Genomic DNA, 17,174 nt, shown 5'->3' with positions numbered 1-17,174 from the left:
GATACCGAGGGCCGCGCCGATGCCCAGGAAAATCACGATCGGCAGGTACTGCAGCAGGAATGCGTTCATGAGCCTCGGCCAGTGGAGTCGCGCGGGACTTCTAGCCGAAGGCGCCGGCCCGTTCAAACCTCGCGGGGGTGCGAAATTGCCGCCGGTTCCGCTCTGCCTCCGCCATTGACGGGGCGCCCCCCCACGCCTATCAGACGCGCCTCTTTCGCGGGCCCTTCGATCCGGGCCCGTCGGAACGCGGGTGTAGCTCAGTCTGGTTAGAGCGCCGGCCTGTCACGCCGGAGGTCGCGGGTTCGAGCCCCGTCACTCGCGCCATTGCGCAGCGCGCATGGCAGCAGCGAAGCTGGTTCCAAGACGCGCAAGCTCGGCCGGCGGAGCATCGCTCCGGCCGACGACGCGGCTTTGCCGCGGCGGAAAATCAACGCCGCCACCGCCCGGTCTCCATCCAGCTCAGCATCCGCCGCATCGGCAGCAGCCACAGCCACGCGACGCCGGCGGCGACGTAGAACAGCAATTGCACGATTTCCGGCCATTGCCCGATCCAGCGCGACAGGCTGGCGATGGCGACGCACCACAGGACGATCATCGCGACGATCGCGAGCATCCCGACTGGCTTTTGCCAGCGTGGGCGGGGTGGCGGGCTCATCGGGTGATCCATCCTTGTTCGGTGACGACTGCGTGGAGGCGCATATCCCACGGCTCGACCGGCAGGTCATCCACCTGCTGCACGCTCCACGCCACGCCGACACGCCACGCGTCTGGGAAGCGTTCGAACGCGCGGTCGTAATAGCCCGCGCCTTGGCCGAGCCGGTCGAGCTCGGCGTCGAACGCGACGAGCGGAGTCAGGATGATATCCGGGCGCAACTCGATTGCGTCGGTGGCGGGCTGGCTGAGCCCGAACGGTCCCGCGACCAGCGCCGCTTCGGTTTCCCAGGCGAGGAAGCGCATCGGTTCGCTGCGGGTGGTGATGTGGGGGAGGGCGAGCACGCAGCCTGCCTCGGTTGCGGCGCGCGCGAGCGGTGAGGGGTCGGCTTCGCTGCCCATCGGGACGTAGGAGGTGACGGTGAGGCCGTGCCCGAAGCGTTCGCGAAGTTGGTCTGGCACGGCGATCGCTGGAGGGTTGCCGGCCACGAACGCATCGCGTGCGGCGCGGATACGTGTTCGCAATGCGACCTTATCAATCATCACGAAAGCGCGCCGCGGCAAAGCCGCGTCGTGACGTCGGACGGGAGCGCTTCGCGTCCCGCCGGCCGCGCTCGGCGATCTCGCGGGCTGCTTCGCTGCCCGCGTGTCGTCTTCGCGGTGGCGGGACCGCCGTGGCCGTTGGCCGGGTTATCCTCTGACGCACGGTACGTCAGGTGGGGACCATATACGTCGGACCAGGATCCGGGCAGGGACAGCCCCCATGGATGATGAATAGCCTCAGGGATAATAAAGGCTCGTACCGGGCAGTGCCCGCCGCGGAGCAATCTAGGCGTCCGCGACCGGTTTCTCAAGGGCGCTGGCAATCCCTTCGAGCCGCTCGGCAATCCGCGTCAGAAAGACCGGGCTCGGCCCGCCATCGCTGGCCGGGCGATTCTCGGCATTGTCGAGGCTGTCGGCGAGCATCAGCGCGACGAGCAGCATCGTGCGTTCGGCGTTGAGTCCGCCCGACGCGCGGTTGGCGGCCGACCAGCGCTGGTCGAGCATGTCGCCCAGGCGGCGCAATTGCGCTTCCTCGCCGTCGCGGCAGGTCACATTGTGGCGGCGGTCGCCGATCGTCAGCGTGACTTCAGCCATTCCGCGCCCCCAGTGCATCGAGCGCGGCGATCGCTTCGCCGACCTTTGCCCGGAGCGCGTCGTGGCGCTGCTTGAGCTCGGCGGCGGAGCGATCCCGCGCCTGGACCGCGCGTTCGATCCGGGAAAGCGCGGCGTCGATGCGGTCGGTCGGTGATGCGTCTGCCATGGTTAAGCGGAATAGCACGGGGACCGGGTGCGGCAAGTCGATTCGCCGCCCGTAACGGTTGACGCGTCGCGCGCGCGTCCCCAAAGGCTCCCGCGACAGGCCGGCCCCTTTTCCAGCGTGCGCCGGCGAGCTTCAAGGAGCATCACATGGCGGTTAAGGTTGCGATCAACGGGTTCGGGCGGATCGGGCGGCTGGTGGCGCGGGCGATCCTGACGCAGCAGAATCCCGAGCTCGACCTGGTGGCTATCAACGACCTCGGCGACGCCAAGTCCAACGCGTTCCTGTTCAAGCGCGATTCGGTCCACGGCAAGTGGGACGGCGACGTCCATCACGAGGGCCAGGATCTGGTCGTCGACGGCAAGCATATCCGCGTCACTGCCGAGCGTGACCCGGCCAAGTTGCCGCACAAGGAATTGGGCGTCGACCTCGTGCTCGAATGCACCGGCTTCTTCACCGATCGCGAGAGCGCGCAGAAGCATATCGATGCCGGCGCGAAGAAGGTGCTAATCTCGGCCCCGGCCAAGGGCGTCGACTTGACCGTGGTGTACGGCGTCAATCACGACAAGCTCGAGGCCGGGCACCACATAGTGTCGAACGCGTCGTGCACCACCAACTGCCTCGCGCCGGTCGCCAAGGTGCTGCACGAAGCGTTCGGCATCGAGCGCGGGCTGATGACGACGATCCACGCCTACACCAACGATCAGAAGATCCTCGACCAGATCCACAGCGACCTGCGTCGCGCGCGTGCCGCGGGGATGTCGATGATCCCGACCACGACCGGCGCGGCGCGCGCGGTCGCCGAAGTGCTGCCGGAACTCAAGGGCAAGTTGGACGGCTCGGCAATCCGCGTGCCGACCCCCGACGTGTCGTTGATCGACCTGACCTTCACGCCGTCGCGCGACGTGACTCGCGACGAGGTCAATGCGGTGTTGAAGGCGGCCGCCGATGGGCCGCTCAAGGGCGTGCTCGCCTATACCGACGAGCCACTCGTCTCGATCGACCTGCAGGGTGATCCGGCGTCGTCGACGGTCGACAGCCTCGAGACCGCCGTGCTCGAGGGCAAGCTCGTCCGCGTCGTCAGCTGGTACGATAACGAATGGGGCTTCTCGAACCGCATGGTTGACACCGCGCGGGCGATGGCGGCGCTGATCTGATGACGACGGGCGTGCTGGCCGGGATCGCGCGGCACGTCCGGTCCAAGGCGCCGATGGAAGTGATCGAGCGCGCGACGATTACCCTGGCTGGCGGGGTCGAGGGTGACTTTCGCGGCGCGATGAAGGGCCAACCGCACAAGCGACAGGTGACATTGATCGAAGCAGGCGATTGGGCGACGGCGCAAGCCTTGGTCGGGCACAATCAGCCTTGGCAGGAGCGGCGGGCGAACCTTCTGGTCGAAGGGCTGGACCTCCCACAACGGCCGGGCGCGCGGCTTCGCGTCGGGACCGCGTTGCTCGAAGTGACAATCGAAACCGCGCCGTGCGACCGGATGGAGGCACTCGCCGATGGACTGCGCGCCGCGCTGACGCCCGATTGGCGCGGCGGGGTGTGCACCAAGGTGATCGAGGAAGGCGCGATCGCGGTGGGCGACGCAATCGGGATCGAAGCATGACACGGCCATTCAAGACGCTCGACGACATGGGCGATATCGCCGGCCGGTGCGTACTGGTGCGCGAGGATCTCAACGTACCGATGGCCGAAGGCGCGGTGACCGACGATACCCGACTGCGCGCTGCGGTGCCGACCGTCGCCGAACTCGCCGACAAGGGCGCGAGGGTGGTGCTGCTCGCGCATTTCGGGCGGCCCAAAGGGCAGCGCAATCCCGAAATGAGCCTCGCGCTCGTCACCAAGCCATTCGAGCAAGTGCTCGGTCGCCCGGTCCGCTTCATCGACAGCGACGGCGCGGCGGAGGCGATCGCGACGCTCAAGCATGGTGATGTCGCGATCCTGGAGAATATGCGGTTCGACCCGGGTGAGGAAAAGAACGATCCCGCGACGGTGGAGCGCCTCGCCGCCCTCGGCGATCTCTACGTCAACGACGCTTTTTCCGCCGCGCACCGCGCGCACGCCTCGACCGAAGGCCTCGCGCATCGCCTACCCGCCTTCGCCGGTCGCCAGATGGAAGCCGAGCTCGACGCGCTCGACAAGGCGCTCGGCGCACCCGAACACCCGGTCGCGGCGGTGGTCGGCGGTGCCAAGGTGTCGTCGAAGCTCGACGTGCTCAAGCATCTGGTCGGCAAGGTCGATCATTTGATCATCGGCGGCGGGATGGCCAACACCTTCCTTGCCGCGCGCGGGGTCGAGGTCGGCAAGAGCCTGGCCGAGCACGATCTGACTGGCACGGCGGAGGAGATTTTCGATGCCGCCGACCGCGCCGGCTGCACGATCCATCTGCCCTATGACGTGGTGGTGGCGAAGGAGTTCAAACCGAATCCCGCGACGCGCACGATAAACGTCCACGAAGTCGCCGCCGACGAGATGATCCTCGATATCGGCCCCGCCGCGACCGAGGCGCTCGGCGATGTGCTCAAGACGTGCCGCACGCTGGTTTGGAATGGTCCGCTCGGCGCGTTTGAAACCCCGCCTTTCGACGCCGCGACGATGGCGCTGGCCAGGACCGCGGCGGCGCTGACCCGCGACGGCTCGCTGGTGTCGGTCGCCGGCGGCGGCGACACCGTGGCGGCGCTCAATCAGGCTGGCGTGGCGGATGAGATGACATTCGTCTCGACCGCCGGCGGCGCCTTCCTCGAATGGATGGAGGGGAGGGACTTGCCGGGGGTGAAGGCACTCGCCGCCGACTGATCAACTTGCCGGCGCGGGCTCGCGCAACAGTGGGATCAGGATTGAATTGAGCGCATCGAGGTCGAATGCACCGGCCTTGGCATAGCGGACGACGCCGTCGCGACCGATCACGATATTGGTCGGCACCGCACCCATCGCGTCATACGGTCCTTTAATCTTGCGCACCGGCTGGATGTGCATGACCGCGAACAGCTTCTTGAGCTGATAGGGCTGCAGCGAATCCTCGGTAGTGACGGCGAAAACGCGAAGGCCGTGCGATTTCTGTACCTCGTAATACCGGTCGAGCAGCGGCAACTCGGTTTTGCAGGGTACGCACCACGTCGCCCAGAAGTTGAGCACCACCACCTGCCCCTTGAGCTCCGCCAGCGTCACCTTGCTGCCGTCGATCAGGGTGAGCTGGAGATCGGGCGCCTGTTCGCCGACCTTGGGCTGCTTGGCGCTGACGGGCGCCGCCATCAGCACGCCAAAGAGAAGCAGCGCGCGCAGAAATTTCATCACGATTTCATCCCCCTACAGCATCGCATCGTGCGCCGCTCCATCGTGTCGGTCAATGGCATTGCCGCCGGGCGCGCGGCTGGCTAACAGCGCGCCACATACGAATGCGCGATGGAGCCCCCGGATGAACACTGCCGAGATGACCGCCAAGATCGCCGCCGGCCACGGCTTCATCGCCGCACTCGACCAGTCGGGCGGGTCGACGCCAAAGGCGCTCAAGGGCTACGGGATCGATAATGGCGCCTGGTCGAGCGACGCCGAGATGTTCGACCTGATCCATCAAATGCGCGTGCGGATCATCACCTCGCCCGCCTTTACCGGCGATAAGGTGGTCGGCGCGATCCTGTTCGAGCGGACGATGGACGGGGAAGCCAATGGCAAACCGGTTCCGCAGGAGCTGCACGATCGCGGCGTCGTGCCGTTCATCAAGATCGACAAGGGATTGGAGGACGAGGCGGAAGGCGTTCAGCTGATGAAGGCGATGCCGGGGCTCGCCGATCTGCTTGCGCGTGCGGCCAAGCGCGGCATGTTCGGCACCAAGGAGCGGTCGGTGATCAACACCGCCAATCGCGACGGGATCGCAGCGATCGTCAAGCAGCAGTTCGAAGTGGCGCAGCAAGTGCTGAGCCATGGCCTGGTCCCGATCATCGAGCCGGAGGTCAACATCAAGAGCGCCGACCGCGGCGACAGCGATGCGATCCTGACCGACGAGTTGCGGAAGGCACTCGACGCAATGCCGGGCGACGCCAAGGTGATGCTCAAGCTCTCGCTACCGGACCAGCCGGGGCAATATGCATCGCTGGTCGATCATCCGCGCGTGCTCCGCGTCGTCGCGCTGTCGGGCGGGTTCCACCGCGCCGAAGCGTGCGCCGAGCTGGCGAAAAACCCCGGCATGATCGCGAGCTTTAGCCGCGCCCTGCTCGAGGGTCTGCGCTACCGGATGAGCGATGCCGAATTCGACGCTGCGCTGGGCGCGGCGATCGACCAGATCTATGCGGCTTCCACCGAAAAGACTCCGGTTGCGGCTTGATGGTCGAGCGTACCCAGCCGCAGGACGAGCGCTGGGCGGCGGTCGATCGCTATATTGGCGATCATCTGCTCGGCGAGGATGTCGCGCTTGCGAAGGCGCTGGCGGCGAACGCGGCGGGCGGGTTGCCCGATATCGACGTATCGCCGGCGCAAGGGCGGATGCTCCATCTGCTCGCGCGGATGGCGGGCGCACGCCGGATTCTCGAGATCGGCACCCTCGGCGGCTATTCGACGATCGAGCTGGCGCGGGCGCTGCCTGGTGATGGCAGGCTGGTGACGCTGGAGATCGATCCGCACCGCGCCGATATCGCGCGCGCGAACATCGCGGCAGCCGGGCTGGCCGATCGCTGCGAAGTGATCACCGGTCCCGCGCTCGACAGTCTCGCGACACTCAAAGGTCCGTTCGCTTTCGTGTTCATCGACGCCGACAAGGAGAGCAACGCGGCTTATGTCGAGCACGCGATCCGCCTGTCGCGGCCTGGAACGGCGATCGTCGTCGACAACGTGATCCGCGAGGGGAACGTGCTCGATGCCGACAGCCCCGACGTGCGTATCCAGGGCACGCGCCGGCTGTTCGAAGCGGTCGCCGCCAACCCGCGCCTGACCGCGACCGCCGTCCAGACGGTGGGCGCCAAGAAGTGGGACGGCTTCCTGCTCGCGCTGGTGACGGGCTAGCGCTCGGCCTGCCGCAGCATCGCCTTCAGCGTCAGCGCGTCGTGGATGGCGTGCGCTTCCATATCGTTGTTGAAATAGCCCCACACCGTGCGGCCAGACCGCGCTTGCTCGGTCATCCAATCGGCCCATCCGAGCAGCGCTTCGTCGCTGTAGCGGCCCCAATATTTCCCTACGCCGCCGTGGAATCGCACATAAGCGGCCCGCCCGCTCGCCCAGCGTGGGCTCGCCAGGCCTGGCATGTCGTGGACGCAGAACGCCGCGCCGTAGCGGTCGAGCAGCGCCAGCGTGTCCTCGGTGTACCAGCTCGGCTCGCGGAATTCGAAGACGTTGGTGACGTCGTTGGGCGCGAGCCGCAGGAAGGATTCGAGCCGGTCGAGGTTGATCCGAAACCGCGGCGGTAGCTGGTAGAGGATTGGGCCCAATGCGCCGCCGAGATGCCGCACCGGGGTCATCATCCGCGCCAGTGGTTCTTCGCAGTCCTTGAGCTTCTTCGCCTGCGTCAGGAACCGGTTCGCCTTGACCGTATAGCAAAATCCCGGCGCCGCCTGCTCGCGCCAGGCATCGAACGTCCCCGCCTTGGGCAAGCGATAGAAGCTGTTGTTGATCTCGACCGTGTCGAAATGCTCGGCATAGAAGGCGAACCAGCGCTTGACCGGCAAGTCCTGCGGGTAGAAGGCGCCGCGCCAGTGCTGATACACCCAGCCCGAGCAGCCGATGCGGATCGCGGCGGGCGATGAGGACGACAATGGCAATCTCCGATCAGGATGACGAAGACGAAACGGCGATCGGCGTCGAAGGGTTCGCCGAACAGTTCGTGCGCGACGATCGCCGTCCGCCATGCCAGCTCTATCTGGTCTCCCCGCTCGATGTCGGCGGCGCGTTTCCCGACCGGCTGGCGCGTGCGCTCGATGCCGGGCCGGTGGCGGCGTTCCAGTTTCGCGTGAAGGATATCGACCAGCACGAAGCCGCCCGGCTCGCCGAGCCGCTCCAGCGCATCTGCGCCGATCATGACGTGGCGTTCATCGTCAACGACAGCGTGAGCCTTGCCAAGCGTCTCGGCGCCGACGGCGTCCATCTCGGCCAAGGCGATGGCGATCCGCGCGAGGCGCGCACGGTGCTCGGCCCCGATGTGCAGATCGGCGTGACCTGCCACGACAGCCGCCACCTCGCGATGGAAGCGGGCGATGCTGGCGCCGATTATGTCGCGTTCGGCGCGTTCTACACTACGAGCACCAAGGCGACGACGCACCGTCCCGATCTGTCGATCCTCAGCTGGTGGACGACCTTATTCGAGCTGCCCAGCGTCGCGATCGGCGGGATCACCCCCGCCAACGCTCCGCCGCTGGTCGCGGCGGGGGCTGACTTCCTCGCCATCTGCAACGCGGTGTGGGGCGGCGGCGAAGCGAAGGCGGTCGAGGCGTTCGCCGCTGTGCTTGCCGGAAACGGCAGCGCTGGCTAAAGGCCGCGCTTCCAACTTTCCCGTCAGGTACATTGCATGAAGATCAACGCGGTCGAGATTCGTCCCGGCAACATCCTCGAATATGAGGGCGGAATCTGGAAGACCGTCAAGATCCAGCACACCCAGCCGGGCAAGGGCGGGGCGTACATGCAGGTCGAGATGAAGAACCTGATCGACGGGCGCAAGAACAACGTCCGCTTCCGCTCGGCCGAGAGCATCGAGCGCGTCCGCCTCGACACCACCGACTTCCAGTTCCTGTTCCGCGACGGCGACACGCTGACCTTCATGGACAAGCAGAATTACGAGCAGATCACGCTCGACGCCGGCATTCTGGGCGACGCCGCGGCGTTCCTGCAGGACGGCATGGATGTCGTGATGGAATTGTGGGAGGAGCGCCCGATCTCGGTCCAGCTCCCCGACCAGATCGAGGCGACGATCGTCGAGGCCGACGCGGTGGTGAAGGGCCAGACCGCGTCGTCGAGCTACAAGCCCGCGATCCTCGACAACGGCGTGCGCATCATGGTCCCGCCGCACATTGCCGCGGGCACGCGGATCGTTGTCGACGTTTATGAGCAAACGTACGTAAGGCGCGCGGACTAAACCAAAATGCCCAGCCACTCAGGCATCTTCACCGTCATCGAGCGTGCCGCGCGCAAGGCGGCGCCGCGTCTCCGGCGTGACTTCAACGAGGTCCAGCACCTCCAGGTCAGCCGCAAGGGGCCGGCCGATTTCGTGTCGATGGCCGACAAGCGCGCCGAGCAGACGCTGGTCGACGAACTGCGCCATGCGCGGCCCGATTGGGCGATCCTGGCCGAAGAGGGCGGCGAACTGGCGGGTGATCCCAGCAAGCCGCGCTTCATCATCGATCCGCTCGACGGCACCTCGAACTTCCTCCACGGGCTGCCGCACTTCGCGATGTCGATCGCGGTCGAGGAGCCGGTGGCGTCGGGCAAGCGCGAAGTGACCACCGCGCTCGTCTATCAGCCGCTGACCGACGAGAGCTTCTGGGCGGAAAAGGGCAAGGGCGCGTGGCTCCAGGACCAGCGGCTGCGCGTATCGTCGCGGCGCGACCTGTCCGAAGCGCTGATCGCGACCGGCATCCCGTTCCTCGGCCATGGCGATTTCGCGCAGTGGAGCCGGATCTTCGGTGCGGTCGCTCCCGAGGTCGCCGGCATCCGCCGCTTCGGCGCGGCGTCGCTCGACTTGGCCTGGGTCGCTGCCGGGCGCTTCGACGGTTATTGGGAATCGTCGCTCCAGCCCTGGGATGTCGCGGCGGGGATGCTGCTGGTCCGCGAGGCGGGCGGGTTCGTCACCGATTTCCGCGGCGGCGACAAGATGATCGACCGCAGCGAATTCCTCGCCGCGAACGACGCCTTGCAGTCCAAGCTGCACAAACTGGTCGCAGGCGCGCTGCGTTGATGCGTCGGCTGGCGGCGCTCCTGTTCGCCGCCGCCGCAGCCCCACCGTCGGTCGATTTCACCGTTCCCGTCACCCACCGGCTCATCGAGGGTATCGCCAGCGACGGGCGGACCGTGTGGGTGTCGAGCGTGATCGACCGCACCATCATCGCGCGGCGCGACGGCAGGCAGGTCGAGTCGACCTTGCCGGACGATGTCGTGCAGCCGCTCGGCATGGCATGGGACGCCAAGGCGAAGTTACTGTGGATCGCGACCGATTGTCTCGATCTCGCCGGCCTCCGCAAGTGCGACCAGGGCGCGCTGATCGCGTTGGACCGCACCGGAATGGTGCGGCGGCGCCTCAGCGCGCCGACGCCGTTCCATATCGGCGACGTCTCGGCGACCGACGGGCAGGTGTTCGTCTCGGATTCCCGCAACGGCGCGGTGTATCGCGTCGCCGGCGACCGGCTGGTGCCGCTGGTCGCGCCGGGTATTGGCAAGAGCGCGCAAGGGTCGGCGCTGACCGCCGATGGCAAGTCGCTGATCGTCGCCGATTATTCGCAAGGCGTCATAATGATCGACCTCGCGACCGGCGCGCGGACGCCGGTGTTGCTCGACGGCAAGCCGCTTCGCGGTGTCGACGGGTTGGCGCGGGCCGGCGGGTGGTATGTCGGCGTGCAGAATGGCGGCGCGGTGGGGCGATTGCTCGCGTTCCGGATCGCGAGCGGCGCGCTCGAGGTGCAAGTGTTGGGCGAGGGTGGCGTGCTCGCCAATCCGACCCAATTGCTCGTTACCCGTGATTCGATCCTGGTGGTCGCGGATTCGGGCTGGGCGACGGTCGAAAAGCCGGGGCCGCGCGCGGCGCCTGCGACGATCGCGCGGTTCGCGGTGCCGCACTGACTCAAACAGCCATAACGCCGCCTTAACGATGCCGCGACTATGCGCGCAGGATGGCGTGGCTCAGCCCCCCTTCGGTCGAGACCGATTCCTTCCTCAAGGTCAGGATCGACGCCGTCTATTCGATCGCGTTCGCGATGATCGGCATGGACGCGCTCGGCTCGGCGATGATCGCCGGGCTGTTCTGGCAACTCGGCAGCCATGCCTGGCTGGCGGTCTGGGTCGTGCTCAGCGTCCTCGTCGTCACCGGGCGCGCGATTTTCACGCATGCCTATCGGTCGCGGGGCTGGCCGACCGTGTCGCCCCGCGTCTGGGCGATCGCGCTGGTCGGCTTCGCCGCGATGTCGGGACTGTTGTGGGGCGCCGCGTTGCTGCGATTGGTCGCGACCGGCAACGACAATCAAATCATGTTCGTGGTGTGCATCGCGCTGAGCGGCTTGACGCTGTCAATCGCCAACATCGCCTATTGGCCGGTCTATGTCGCGTTCGAGCTGCCGGTGATGCTGGCGGCCGCGGGCGGTTTCGCGCTGAGCGGCAAGCCCGGACACTGGATGCTCGCCGGCGCGGCTTCGATCATGGCGGTGGCGCTGCTCGGCACAAGCCGGCGGCTGTCGCGCTACGTGCTCGAGGCGCATCATCTCGCCGCCGCCAACCAGGCGCTGATCGACTCGCTCGGCGAGCGCGGGCGCGAGCTGGAAATGGCGTGCGATGCGCTCGAACGCGTCAGCAATACCGATCCGTTGACCGGGCTCGCCAATCGGCGCGCGCGCGACTTGCGACTGGCCGACGAATGGGCGCGCTCGCTGCGCAACGGCGGCTCGCTCGCGGTGATCGCGATCGACGTCGACCGCTTCAAGCGGTTCAACGACACGCACGGCCATGGCGAGGGCGATCGCGCGCTCAAGGCGGTCGCCGACATGCTGCAAGCCGGCGTGCGCGGGCCGATCGACCTGGCGGCGCGGCACGGCGGCGAGGAATTCATGCTGATCCTGCCGGGCGTTGGGCTGGCCGGCGCTGCATCGATCGCCGAGCGAGTCCGCGTGCTGGTCGCGCAATGCCATTGCGACCCGGCGTGTCCCTTGCCCGAAAAGGTGACGATCAGCCTAGGGGTCGCGGCGATCGAACCCGCGCCGGGGCGGTCGGTGCACGAATTGACGATCGCGGCCGACGCCGCCTTGTACCAGGCGAAGCTCGCCGGCCGGAACCGCTACGAGATCGGCATGACGAGTCCGGCCGCCGACGCCGCCTGATCGGCGACCCCAAAAGCCTCTAGTTGCGAGTCATTCTCACGCGCCGCACCCTTGCCCGACTCCGGGTGCGGGCCTAGAGACGCGCCAGCACTTTGCTGCCGTAAGAGAATGCAATTGGTCGACTTGTCGCAATATCTTCCGATCCTGCTGTTTCTAGGGGTCGCACTCGCCCTGAGTAGCGCGTTCGTGTTCCTGCCGATGATCGCCGCGCGCTTCACGGGCGCGCACAAGCCGAATCCGGAAAAGCTCAGCGAATATGAATGCGGCTTCCCCGCGTTCGAGGATCCGCGGAGCCAGTTCGACGTGCGCTTCTATCTCATCGCGATCCTGTTCATCGTGTTCGATCTCGAAGCCGCGTTCATCTATCCCTGGGCGGTCAGCGTGTTCCAGCTCGGCTGGGTAGCGTGGGGATCGATGATGATCTTCATCGTCGAGCTCGCGCTCGGCCTCGTCTATGCCTGGAAGAAGGGAGCGTTGGATTGGGAATGACGCCTCACGCCGGCCCGGTTGAGCTGCCGATGAGCACTGGAGCGGGCGCGATCCAGCCCGACCAGACGTTCTTCGACGGCCTCAACGGTGAGCTGACCGACAAGGGCTTCCTCATCACCTCGACTGAGGATCTGTTCCAGTGGGCACGCACCGGCTCGCTGTGGTGGATGACCTTCGGCCTCGCGTGCTGCGCGGTCGAGATGATCCACGTCAACATGCCGCGCTACGACCTCGAGCGGTTCGGCGCGGCGCCGCGCGCGAGCCCGCGCCAGTCCGACGTGATGATCGTCGCCGGAACGCTCTGCAACAAGATGGCCCCGGCGCTGCGCAAGGTCTACGACCAGATGTCGGAGCCCAAATACGTCATTTCGATGGGCAGCTGCGCCAATGGCGGCGGCTATTACCATTACAGCTATTCGGTAGTGCGCGGCTGTGACCGCATCGTCCCGGTCGACATCTACGTTCCGGGCTGCCCGCCGACTGCGGAGGCGTTGCTCTACGGCATTATGCAGCTGCAGCGGAAAATCCGCCGTTCGGGGACGATCGAGCGGTGAGCGACAAGCCGAACAAATGGTATCTGCTCGCGCTGATGCCGGCGTTCCTGACGCCGGCGATGGTGGCCTTGATGCGAGTCCACCGCTCCGACGTGGTGGCGGCATGGCCGCTGTGGCGCGCGATGATCGAGCAATTCACGTTGTTTGCGGCGGGCGTCTGTCTGCTCGCGGCGATCATGGCGGGCGTGTTGACGTGGCGTCGCGAGCGCAAGCGCCATGCGTAGCCGGGACAATCGAGCCATGAAGCGTGGGCTAATTGTCGCGATGGCGTGCGCTGCATGGCTGGGCACCACGGGGGCGGCAGCAGTGAGCGACAATGCGTGGACGCTTGCCGCTGCTCCGAACGGCGCTTTCGTGGTCGAGACGCCCTGCGCCCAAGCCGATATCATATCGTTGCGGCGCGTTCCGGACAGCGCGATCGCGAATGTCACCTTTGCACCGGACTCGCGCGTGATCTGCCGGCGCGGGAAGATCATGTTACTGGCGGGCGAGGTTGATCTGCCGGCCGTTCCCGCCGCTGGTCGATCGTTTTTCGATCAGTTCGTTGAGTCGATTAAGGGCGACGAGACCGCAGAGGGTACGCCTGCCGCAACGACAATCAATGGCCACCGTGCCTTCACGAACCGACAGGTTGCAAATGGTGTCGTGGCGCAGACAGGCTTCGTCGAGTTGAGTCGCTCGAAGATTATCATGCTGTTGGCTGGTGCCGAGGAGAATAGCGGCATGAGCGTGGCGGAACAGGGCATGATCGTTGATCGCTTCTACGCCTCGGTCAAGGTGGTCCGCAAATGAGAGCGCCGGCGCATACGTATGCCCCCAACGATGGCGTGATAGAGACGGCCAAGCGCGCGCTCGGCCAGCGCGTGCTATCGAGCCGCGAGGCGGTCAGCGAAGTGTCGTTCACCGTCGACCGCCAGAGCCTGGTCGAGACGATGACGCTGCTGCGCGACACGCCGGGGCTCGAATACCAACAGCTGATGGAAATTGCCGGGGTCGATTATCCCGACCGCCCCGACCGCTTCGAGCTCGTCTATTGCCTGCTCTCGCTGACCCGCAACCACCGCATCCGGGTTCATGTCCAGACCGATGAGGTCAAGCCGGTGCCGTCGGTGACGTGCCTGTGGCCGGTCGCCGGGTGGCTCGAGCGCGAAGTGTACGACATGTTCGGCGTGCTGTTCGACGGCAATCCGGACCTGCGCCGGATCCTGACCGACTACGGCTTTGTCGGCCATCCGTTCCGCAAGGACTTCCCGCTGACCGGCTATGTCGAGATGCGCTATTCGGAAGAGGCCAAGCGAGTCGTGTACGAGCCGGTCCAGCTCGCGCAGGATTTCCGCAGTTTCGACTTCATGAGCCCGTGGGAAGGCGCCGAATACGTTCTGCCGGGCGACGAGAAGTCGACCGGCCCGGGGCCGGCGGAAACCCCGCAAGCCAAGGCTGCGCCGCCACCGCCGCCGCCCCCAGCCGCGCCGGCCGTGCCCGAGGCGAAGGGCGCGCCGACACCGGTAAGCGCCGACGAACTGCAGAACGCCGACGCCACGCCGAAACGGTCGAGCCCCCGCGCCAAGACCACCAAGACCGTCGACAGCACCGCGCAGACCGGCGCGGGTGAGGCCTCGCCGGGCAACCGCCGCAAGTCGAAGCCGAAGGACCCCGACGTGGTCCCGACCAAGGGCAAGGGGCAGAACCAATGAGCGAGCCCGCTATGGCCGACCCGATGTTCCACCTCGCCGAGGATGCGCGCGTGGATATCCTGCATGAAGCGGGCGCGGATTCGCCGCTGCCGGGCGATGTGCAGATCCAGAACTACACGATCAATTTCGGCCCGCAGCATCCGGCTGCGCACGGTGTGCTCCGCCTGGTGATGGAACTTGACGGCGAGATCGTCGAGCGAGTCGATCCGCATGTCGGGCTGCTCCATCGCGGCACCGAAAAGCTGATCGAGTACAAGACCTATCAGCAGGCGATCCCGTATTTCGACCGCCTCGATTACTGCTCGCCGATGTGCATGGAGCACACCTTCGTGCTCGCGATCGAGAAATTGCTCGACCTCGAAGTGCCGTTGCGCGCGCAATATATCCGCGTGCTATGCGCCGAGCTCACGCGCATCAAGAACCACCTCCTCAACCTCGGCAGCCACGTCATGGACGTCGGCGCGATGACGCCGAACCTGTGGCTGTTCGAGCTGCGCGAAGACTGCATGAATTTCTACGAACGGATCTCGGGTGCGCGGATGCACGCCAATTATTTCCGCGTCGGCGGCGTGCACGAGGATCTGCCGCTCAAGCTGCTCGCCGACATCGCCGACTGGCTCGACACGCGCGTGCCCCGGCTATTCGAGGACGCGATCAGCCTGGTCGCCGACAACCGCATCTTCAAGCAGCGCAACGTCGATATCGCGATCGTCAGCCGCGAAGATGCCGTTCGCTGGGGCTTTTCCGGGCCGATGATCCGTGGATCGGGCATCCCGTGGGATTTGCGCAAGTCGCAGCCGTACGACGTCTACAGCCGCATGGACTTCGACGTGCCGGTCGGCACGCGCGGCGATTGCTACGACCGCTTCATGGTGCGGGTCGAGGAAGTCCGCCAATCGGCGCGGATCATGAAACAGTGCCTCAACGATATGCCGTCCGGCCCTGTCATAACCGACGACCGCAAGGTCGCGCCACCCAAGCGCGCCGAGATGAAGCAGTCGATGGAAGCGCTGATCCATCATTTCAAGCTGTTCACCGAAGGCTATCACGTGCCGGCGGGCAGCGTGTACGTCGCGACCGAGAGCCCCAAGGGTGAGTTCGGCGTCTATCTGGTGTCCGACGGCACCAACAAGCCGTACCGCTGCAAGATCCGCCCGACCGCGTTCAGCCACCTCCAGGCGATGGACTTCATGTCGAAGGGGCACATGCTGGCGGATACGACAGCGATCCTGGGCGCGCTCGATATCGTGTTTGGGGAGTGCGACCGGTGAAGCGTAACGCCACCTTCTGGATCGCGCTGTTCGCGGCTTTGCTCGCTGCCGTGGCGATCGTGCTGCGGCTGATGCGGCACGGCGCGGGCGACACGTTCGAGATCATCGGACCGGCTGCGATCATCCTGCTGATGGTCGTGATCATGTCGCGCAACAAACCGGGGAGCGCGCGGTGACGCTTTCGCGCAAGAAAATGGTGCTGATCGCCGTTGCCCTCGTCGCATTGGTGGCGGGCGGCTTGGTCGCGTTCCTCGTCCCATCGAACCAGTCAGGTCCGTCGAGCGGATCGCATTCGACGTTCGGCGTGCTGATCGTGCTCTACGCGTCGCTGATCCCGGTCTACGCCGCGGCTGCGCGCCGTCGCAGGGACAAGAACAACGATGGCTGAAGCTCCCCACATTCCCGACGAAGCCGAAGTCCGCGCGCGCTGGCCCGACTTCGCGTGGACCGAGGCGAATGCCGCCAAGGCCAAGGAGATCATCGGCCGCTATCCGCCGGGGCGCGCGCAATCGGCGTCGCTGCCGCTGCTCGACCTGGCGCAGCGCCAGGTGGGGGCGGAGACGGACACGCAGGGCTGGCTGCCGGTGCCGGTGATCGAGTTCGTCGCGAAGCAGATCGGCGTCGCGTACATGCGCGTCTACGAGGTCGCGACCTTCTATACGATGTTCAACATGGCGCCGGTCGGCCGCTATCATGTTCAGGTATGCGGCACGACGCCGTGCATGCTCGCCGGCTCGGACGACGTGCTCGCGGCGTGCCGGAACCACGGCCTTGCCAAGGGGCGGACGACCCCCGACGGGCTGTTCACGCTGACCGAGGTCGAATGTCTGGGCGCGTGCGCCAACGCGCCGATGGTCCAGATCAACGACGACAATTATGAGGATCTGGATTACGACCGCACGATCGCGGTGCTCGAGGCGCTGGCGCGGGGCGAGACGCCGAAGCCGGGCTCGACGATTGGGCGGCAGTCGAGCTGCCCCGAAGGCGGGCCGACCAGTCTCAAGGCGATGGTCGATGCCAATCACGATTACCGCGGGGAATGGTGATGCGCATGAATCCAATCATCGCGGTTTTTGCGATCATCGGCGCGCTGGTGATCCTCGGAATCATCCTCAAGGTCGCATTCGCGTTGATTGGCCTCGCGGTCGCGGTCGGGATCGTGCTGGTGCTGTTCTATTTCGTGCGCAACGCGATGGGCGGGCGGCGCTGAT

26 protein-coding genes and 1 tRNA gene are annotated in these 17,174 nt (G+C 66.2%); 21 read left to right on the top strand and 6 right to left on the bottom strand.

What is annotated here, in order from left to right:
• The first annotated feature begins 246 nt into the window (after window positions 1-246).
• Window positions 247-324 (top strand) — tRNA-Asp (locus VH326_RS05980).
• Between the two features lie 103 nt (window positions 325-427).
• Here the strand turns inward: VH326_RS05980 and VH326_RS05975 are convergent.
• From VH326_RS05975 to VH326_RS05960, 4 genes are all read right to left on the bottom strand, one after another.
• On the bottom strand, window positions 428-655 hold the full coding sequence (locus VH326_RS05975; protein WP_329630889.1) for a DUF2842 domain-containing protein: 228 nt from the start codon (window positions 653-655) through the stop codon (window positions 428-430).
• A complete protein-coding gene (locus tag VH326_RS05970; protein WP_329630894.1) occupies window positions 652-1,194 on the bottom strand; it encodes a 5-formyltetrahydrofolate cyclo-ligase in 543 nt (180 codons plus the stop codon). Before VH326_RS05970 ends, VH326_RS05975 begins: the two co-directional genes overlap by 4 nt.
• 285 nt (window positions 1,195-1,479) lie before the next feature.
• The gene (locus VH326_RS05965) at window positions 1,480-1,788 is read right to left on the bottom strand and encodes a cell division protein ZapA (protein ID WP_329630888.1); all 309 of its coding nucleotides are present in this window, start codon (window positions 1,786-1,788) and stop codon (window positions 1,480-1,482) included.
• Complete coding sequence (locus VH326_RS05960) at window positions 1,781-1,954, bottom strand: hypothetical protein (protein ID WP_329630887.1); 174 nt, start codon at window positions 1,952-1,954, stop codon at window positions 1,781-1,783. Before VH326_RS05960 ends, VH326_RS05965 begins: the two co-directional genes overlap by 8 nt.
• Window positions 1,955-2,100: 146 nt before the next feature.
• Here VH326_RS05960 and gap point away from each other — a divergent pair, with 146 nt between their 5' ends.
• From gap to VH326_RS05945, 3 genes are read left to right on the top strand one after another with little or no spacing between them, the layout of a single operon-like run.
• Window positions 2,101-3,108: a type I glyceraldehyde-3-phosphate dehydrogenase gene (gap, locus tag VH326_RS05955; protein ID WP_329630886.1), complete on the top strand. Its 1,008-nt coding sequence runs from the start codon at window positions 2,101-2,103 to the stop codon at window positions 3,106-3,108.
• Window positions 3,108-3,563, top strand: coding sequence for an MOSC domain-containing protein (locus VH326_RS05950; RefSeq protein WP_329630885.1), 456 nt, complete (start codon window positions 3,108-3,110; stop codon window positions 3,561-3,563). The genes gap and VH326_RS05950 overlap by 1 nt, the downstream gene beginning before the upstream one ends.
• Window positions 3,560-4,753, top strand: coding sequence for a phosphoglycerate kinase (locus tag VH326_RS05945; protein WP_329630884.1), 1,194 nt, complete (start codon window positions 3,560-3,562; stop codon window positions 4,751-4,753). Before VH326_RS05950 ends, VH326_RS05945 begins: the two co-directional genes overlap by 4 nt.
• Here the strand turns inward: VH326_RS05945 and VH326_RS05940 are convergent, their stop codons facing one another.
• Window positions 4,754-5,248, bottom strand: coding sequence for a TlpA disulfide reductase family protein (locus VH326_RS05940; RefSeq protein ID WP_329630883.1), 495 nt, complete (start codon window positions 5,246-5,248; stop codon window positions 4,754-4,756).
• 124 nt (window positions 5,249-5,372) lie between these two features.
• On the opposite strand from VH326_RS05940, the gene VH326_RS05935 reads away from it, so the two are divergent.
• Both VH326_RS05935 and VH326_RS05930 read left to right on the top strand, forming a co-directional pair.
• Window positions 5,373-6,278 (top strand): fructose bisphosphate aldolase, encoded by a 906-nt coding sequence (locus VH326_RS05935; protein ID WP_329630882.1) that lies wholly within the window; start codon window positions 5,373-5,375, stop codon window positions 6,276-6,278.
• On the top strand, window positions 6,278-6,952 hold the full coding sequence (locus tag VH326_RS05930; protein ID WP_329630881.1) for an O-methyltransferase: 675 nt from the start codon (window positions 6,278-6,280) through the stop codon (window positions 6,950-6,952). The genes VH326_RS05935 and VH326_RS05930 overlap by 1 nt, the downstream gene beginning before the upstream one ends.
• Here VH326_RS05930 and VH326_RS05925 read toward each other — a convergent pair.
• The gene (locus VH326_RS05925; RefSeq protein WP_329630880.1) at window positions 6,949-7,698 is read right to left on the bottom strand and encodes a DUF72 domain-containing protein; all 750 of its coding nucleotides are present in this window, start codon (window positions 7,696-7,698) and stop codon (window positions 6,949-6,951) included. The genes VH326_RS05930 and VH326_RS05925 overlap by 4 nt on opposite strands.
• On the opposite strand from VH326_RS05925, the gene thiE reads away from it, so the two are divergent.
• The 15 genes from thiE (at window position 7,698) to VH326_RS05850 (ending at window position 17,173) form a co-directional block, all read left to right on the top strand.
• Window positions 7,698-8,411, top strand: a complete 714-nt coding sequence (gene thiE / locus VH326_RS05920; RefSeq protein ID WP_329630879.1) for a thiamine phosphate synthase — start codon at window positions 7,698-7,700, stop codon at window positions 8,409-8,411. The genes VH326_RS05925 and thiE overlap by 1 nt on opposite strands.
• A 36-nt stretch (window positions 8,412-8,447) precedes the next feature.
• A complete protein-coding gene (gene efp / locus VH326_RS05915; protein ID WP_329630878.1) occupies window positions 8,448-9,011 on the top strand; it encodes an elongation factor P in 564 nt (187 codons plus the stop codon).
• Between the two features lie 6 nt (window positions 9,012-9,017).
• Window positions 9,018-9,830: an inositol monophosphatase family protein gene (locus VH326_RS05910; protein WP_329630877.1), complete on the top strand. Its 813-nt coding sequence runs from the start codon at window positions 9,018-9,020 to the stop codon at window positions 9,828-9,830.
• The gene (locus tag VH326_RS05905; protein WP_329630876.1) at window positions 9,830-10,708 is read left to right on the top strand and encodes a hypothetical protein; all 879 of its coding nucleotides are present in this window, start codon (window positions 9,830-9,832) and stop codon (window positions 10,706-10,708) included. The genes VH326_RS05910 and VH326_RS05905 overlap by 1 nt, the downstream gene beginning before the upstream one ends.
• A 50-nt stretch (window positions 10,709-10,758) precedes the next feature.
• Window positions 10,759-11,955 (top strand): diguanylate cyclase, encoded by a 1,197-nt coding sequence (locus VH326_RS05900; protein WP_329630875.1) that lies wholly within the window; start codon window positions 10,759-10,761, stop codon window positions 11,953-11,955.
• A gap of 114 nt (window positions 11,956-12,069) precedes the next feature.
• The gene (gene ndhC, locus VH326_RS05895; protein ID WP_329630893.1) at window positions 12,070-12,444 is read left to right on the top strand and encodes an NADH-quinone oxidoreductase subunit A; all 375 of its coding nucleotides are present in this window, start codon (window positions 12,070-12,072) and stop codon (window positions 12,442-12,444) included.
• A 29-nt stretch (window positions 12,445-12,473) separates the two neighbouring features.
• Complete coding sequence (locus VH326_RS05890; RefSeq protein ID WP_329630874.1) at window positions 12,474-12,998, top strand: NADH-quinone oxidoreductase subunit B family protein; 525 nt, start codon at window positions 12,474-12,476, stop codon at window positions 12,996-12,998.
• Window positions 12,995-13,222 carry a hypothetical protein gene (locus VH326_RS05885; protein ID WP_329630873.1) on the top strand — a complete coding sequence of 76 codons (228 nt, stop codon included), beginning with the start codon at window positions 12,995-12,997 and terminating at the stop codon, window positions 13,220-13,222. The genes VH326_RS05890 and VH326_RS05885 overlap by 4 nt, the downstream gene beginning before the upstream one ends.
• A gap of 82 nt (window positions 13,223-13,304) precedes the next feature.
• The gene (locus VH326_RS05880) at window positions 13,305-13,790 is read left to right on the top strand and encodes a hypothetical protein (protein WP_329630872.1); all 486 of its coding nucleotides are present in this window, start codon (window positions 13,305-13,307) and stop codon (window positions 13,788-13,790) included.
• Window positions 13,787-14,692, top strand: coding sequence for an NADH-quinone oxidoreductase subunit C (locus VH326_RS05875; protein ID WP_329630871.1), 906 nt, complete (start codon window positions 13,787-13,789; stop codon window positions 14,690-14,692). Before VH326_RS05880 ends, VH326_RS05875 begins: the two co-directional genes overlap by 4 nt.
• A 23-nt stretch (window positions 14,693-14,715) precedes the next feature.
• Window positions 14,716-15,963, top strand: a complete 1,248-nt coding sequence (locus VH326_RS05870) for an NADH-quinone oxidoreductase subunit D (RefSeq protein WP_414714252.1) — start codon at window positions 14,716-14,718, stop codon at window positions 15,961-15,963.
• Window positions 15,960-16,139, top strand: a complete 180-nt coding sequence (locus tag VH326_RS05865) for a hypothetical protein (RefSeq protein ID WP_329630869.1) — start codon at window positions 15,960-15,962, stop codon at window positions 16,137-16,139. The genes VH326_RS05870 and VH326_RS05865 overlap by 4 nt, the downstream gene beginning before the upstream one ends.
• Window positions 16,136-16,351, top strand: coding sequence for a hypothetical protein (locus VH326_RS05860; RefSeq protein ID WP_329630868.1), 216 nt, complete (start codon window positions 16,136-16,138; stop codon window positions 16,349-16,351). The genes VH326_RS05865 and VH326_RS05860 overlap by 4 nt, the downstream gene beginning before the upstream one ends.
• Window positions 16,344-17,009 (top strand): NAD(P)H-dependent oxidoreductase subunit E, encoded by a 666-nt coding sequence (locus VH326_RS05855; protein ID WP_329630867.1) that lies wholly within the window; start codon window positions 16,344-16,346, stop codon window positions 17,007-17,009. The genes VH326_RS05860 and VH326_RS05855 overlap by 8 nt, the downstream gene beginning before the upstream one ends.
• Window positions 17,009-17,173, top strand: coding sequence for a hypothetical protein (locus VH326_RS05850; RefSeq protein ID WP_329630866.1), 165 nt, complete (start codon window positions 17,009-17,011; stop codon window positions 17,171-17,173). Before VH326_RS05855 ends, VH326_RS05850 begins: the two co-directional genes overlap by 1 nt.
• Window position 17,174 lies beyond the last annotated feature (1 nt).

This window comes from Sphingomonas sp., from assembly GCF_036269755.1.
Lineage (GTDB): Bacteria > Pseudomonadota > Alphaproteobacteria > Sphingomonadales > Sphingomonadaceae > Sphingomonas.
The sequence above is the reverse complement of the archived record's forward strand: the minus strand, read 5'-3'. Positions and strand labels throughout refer to the sequence as shown.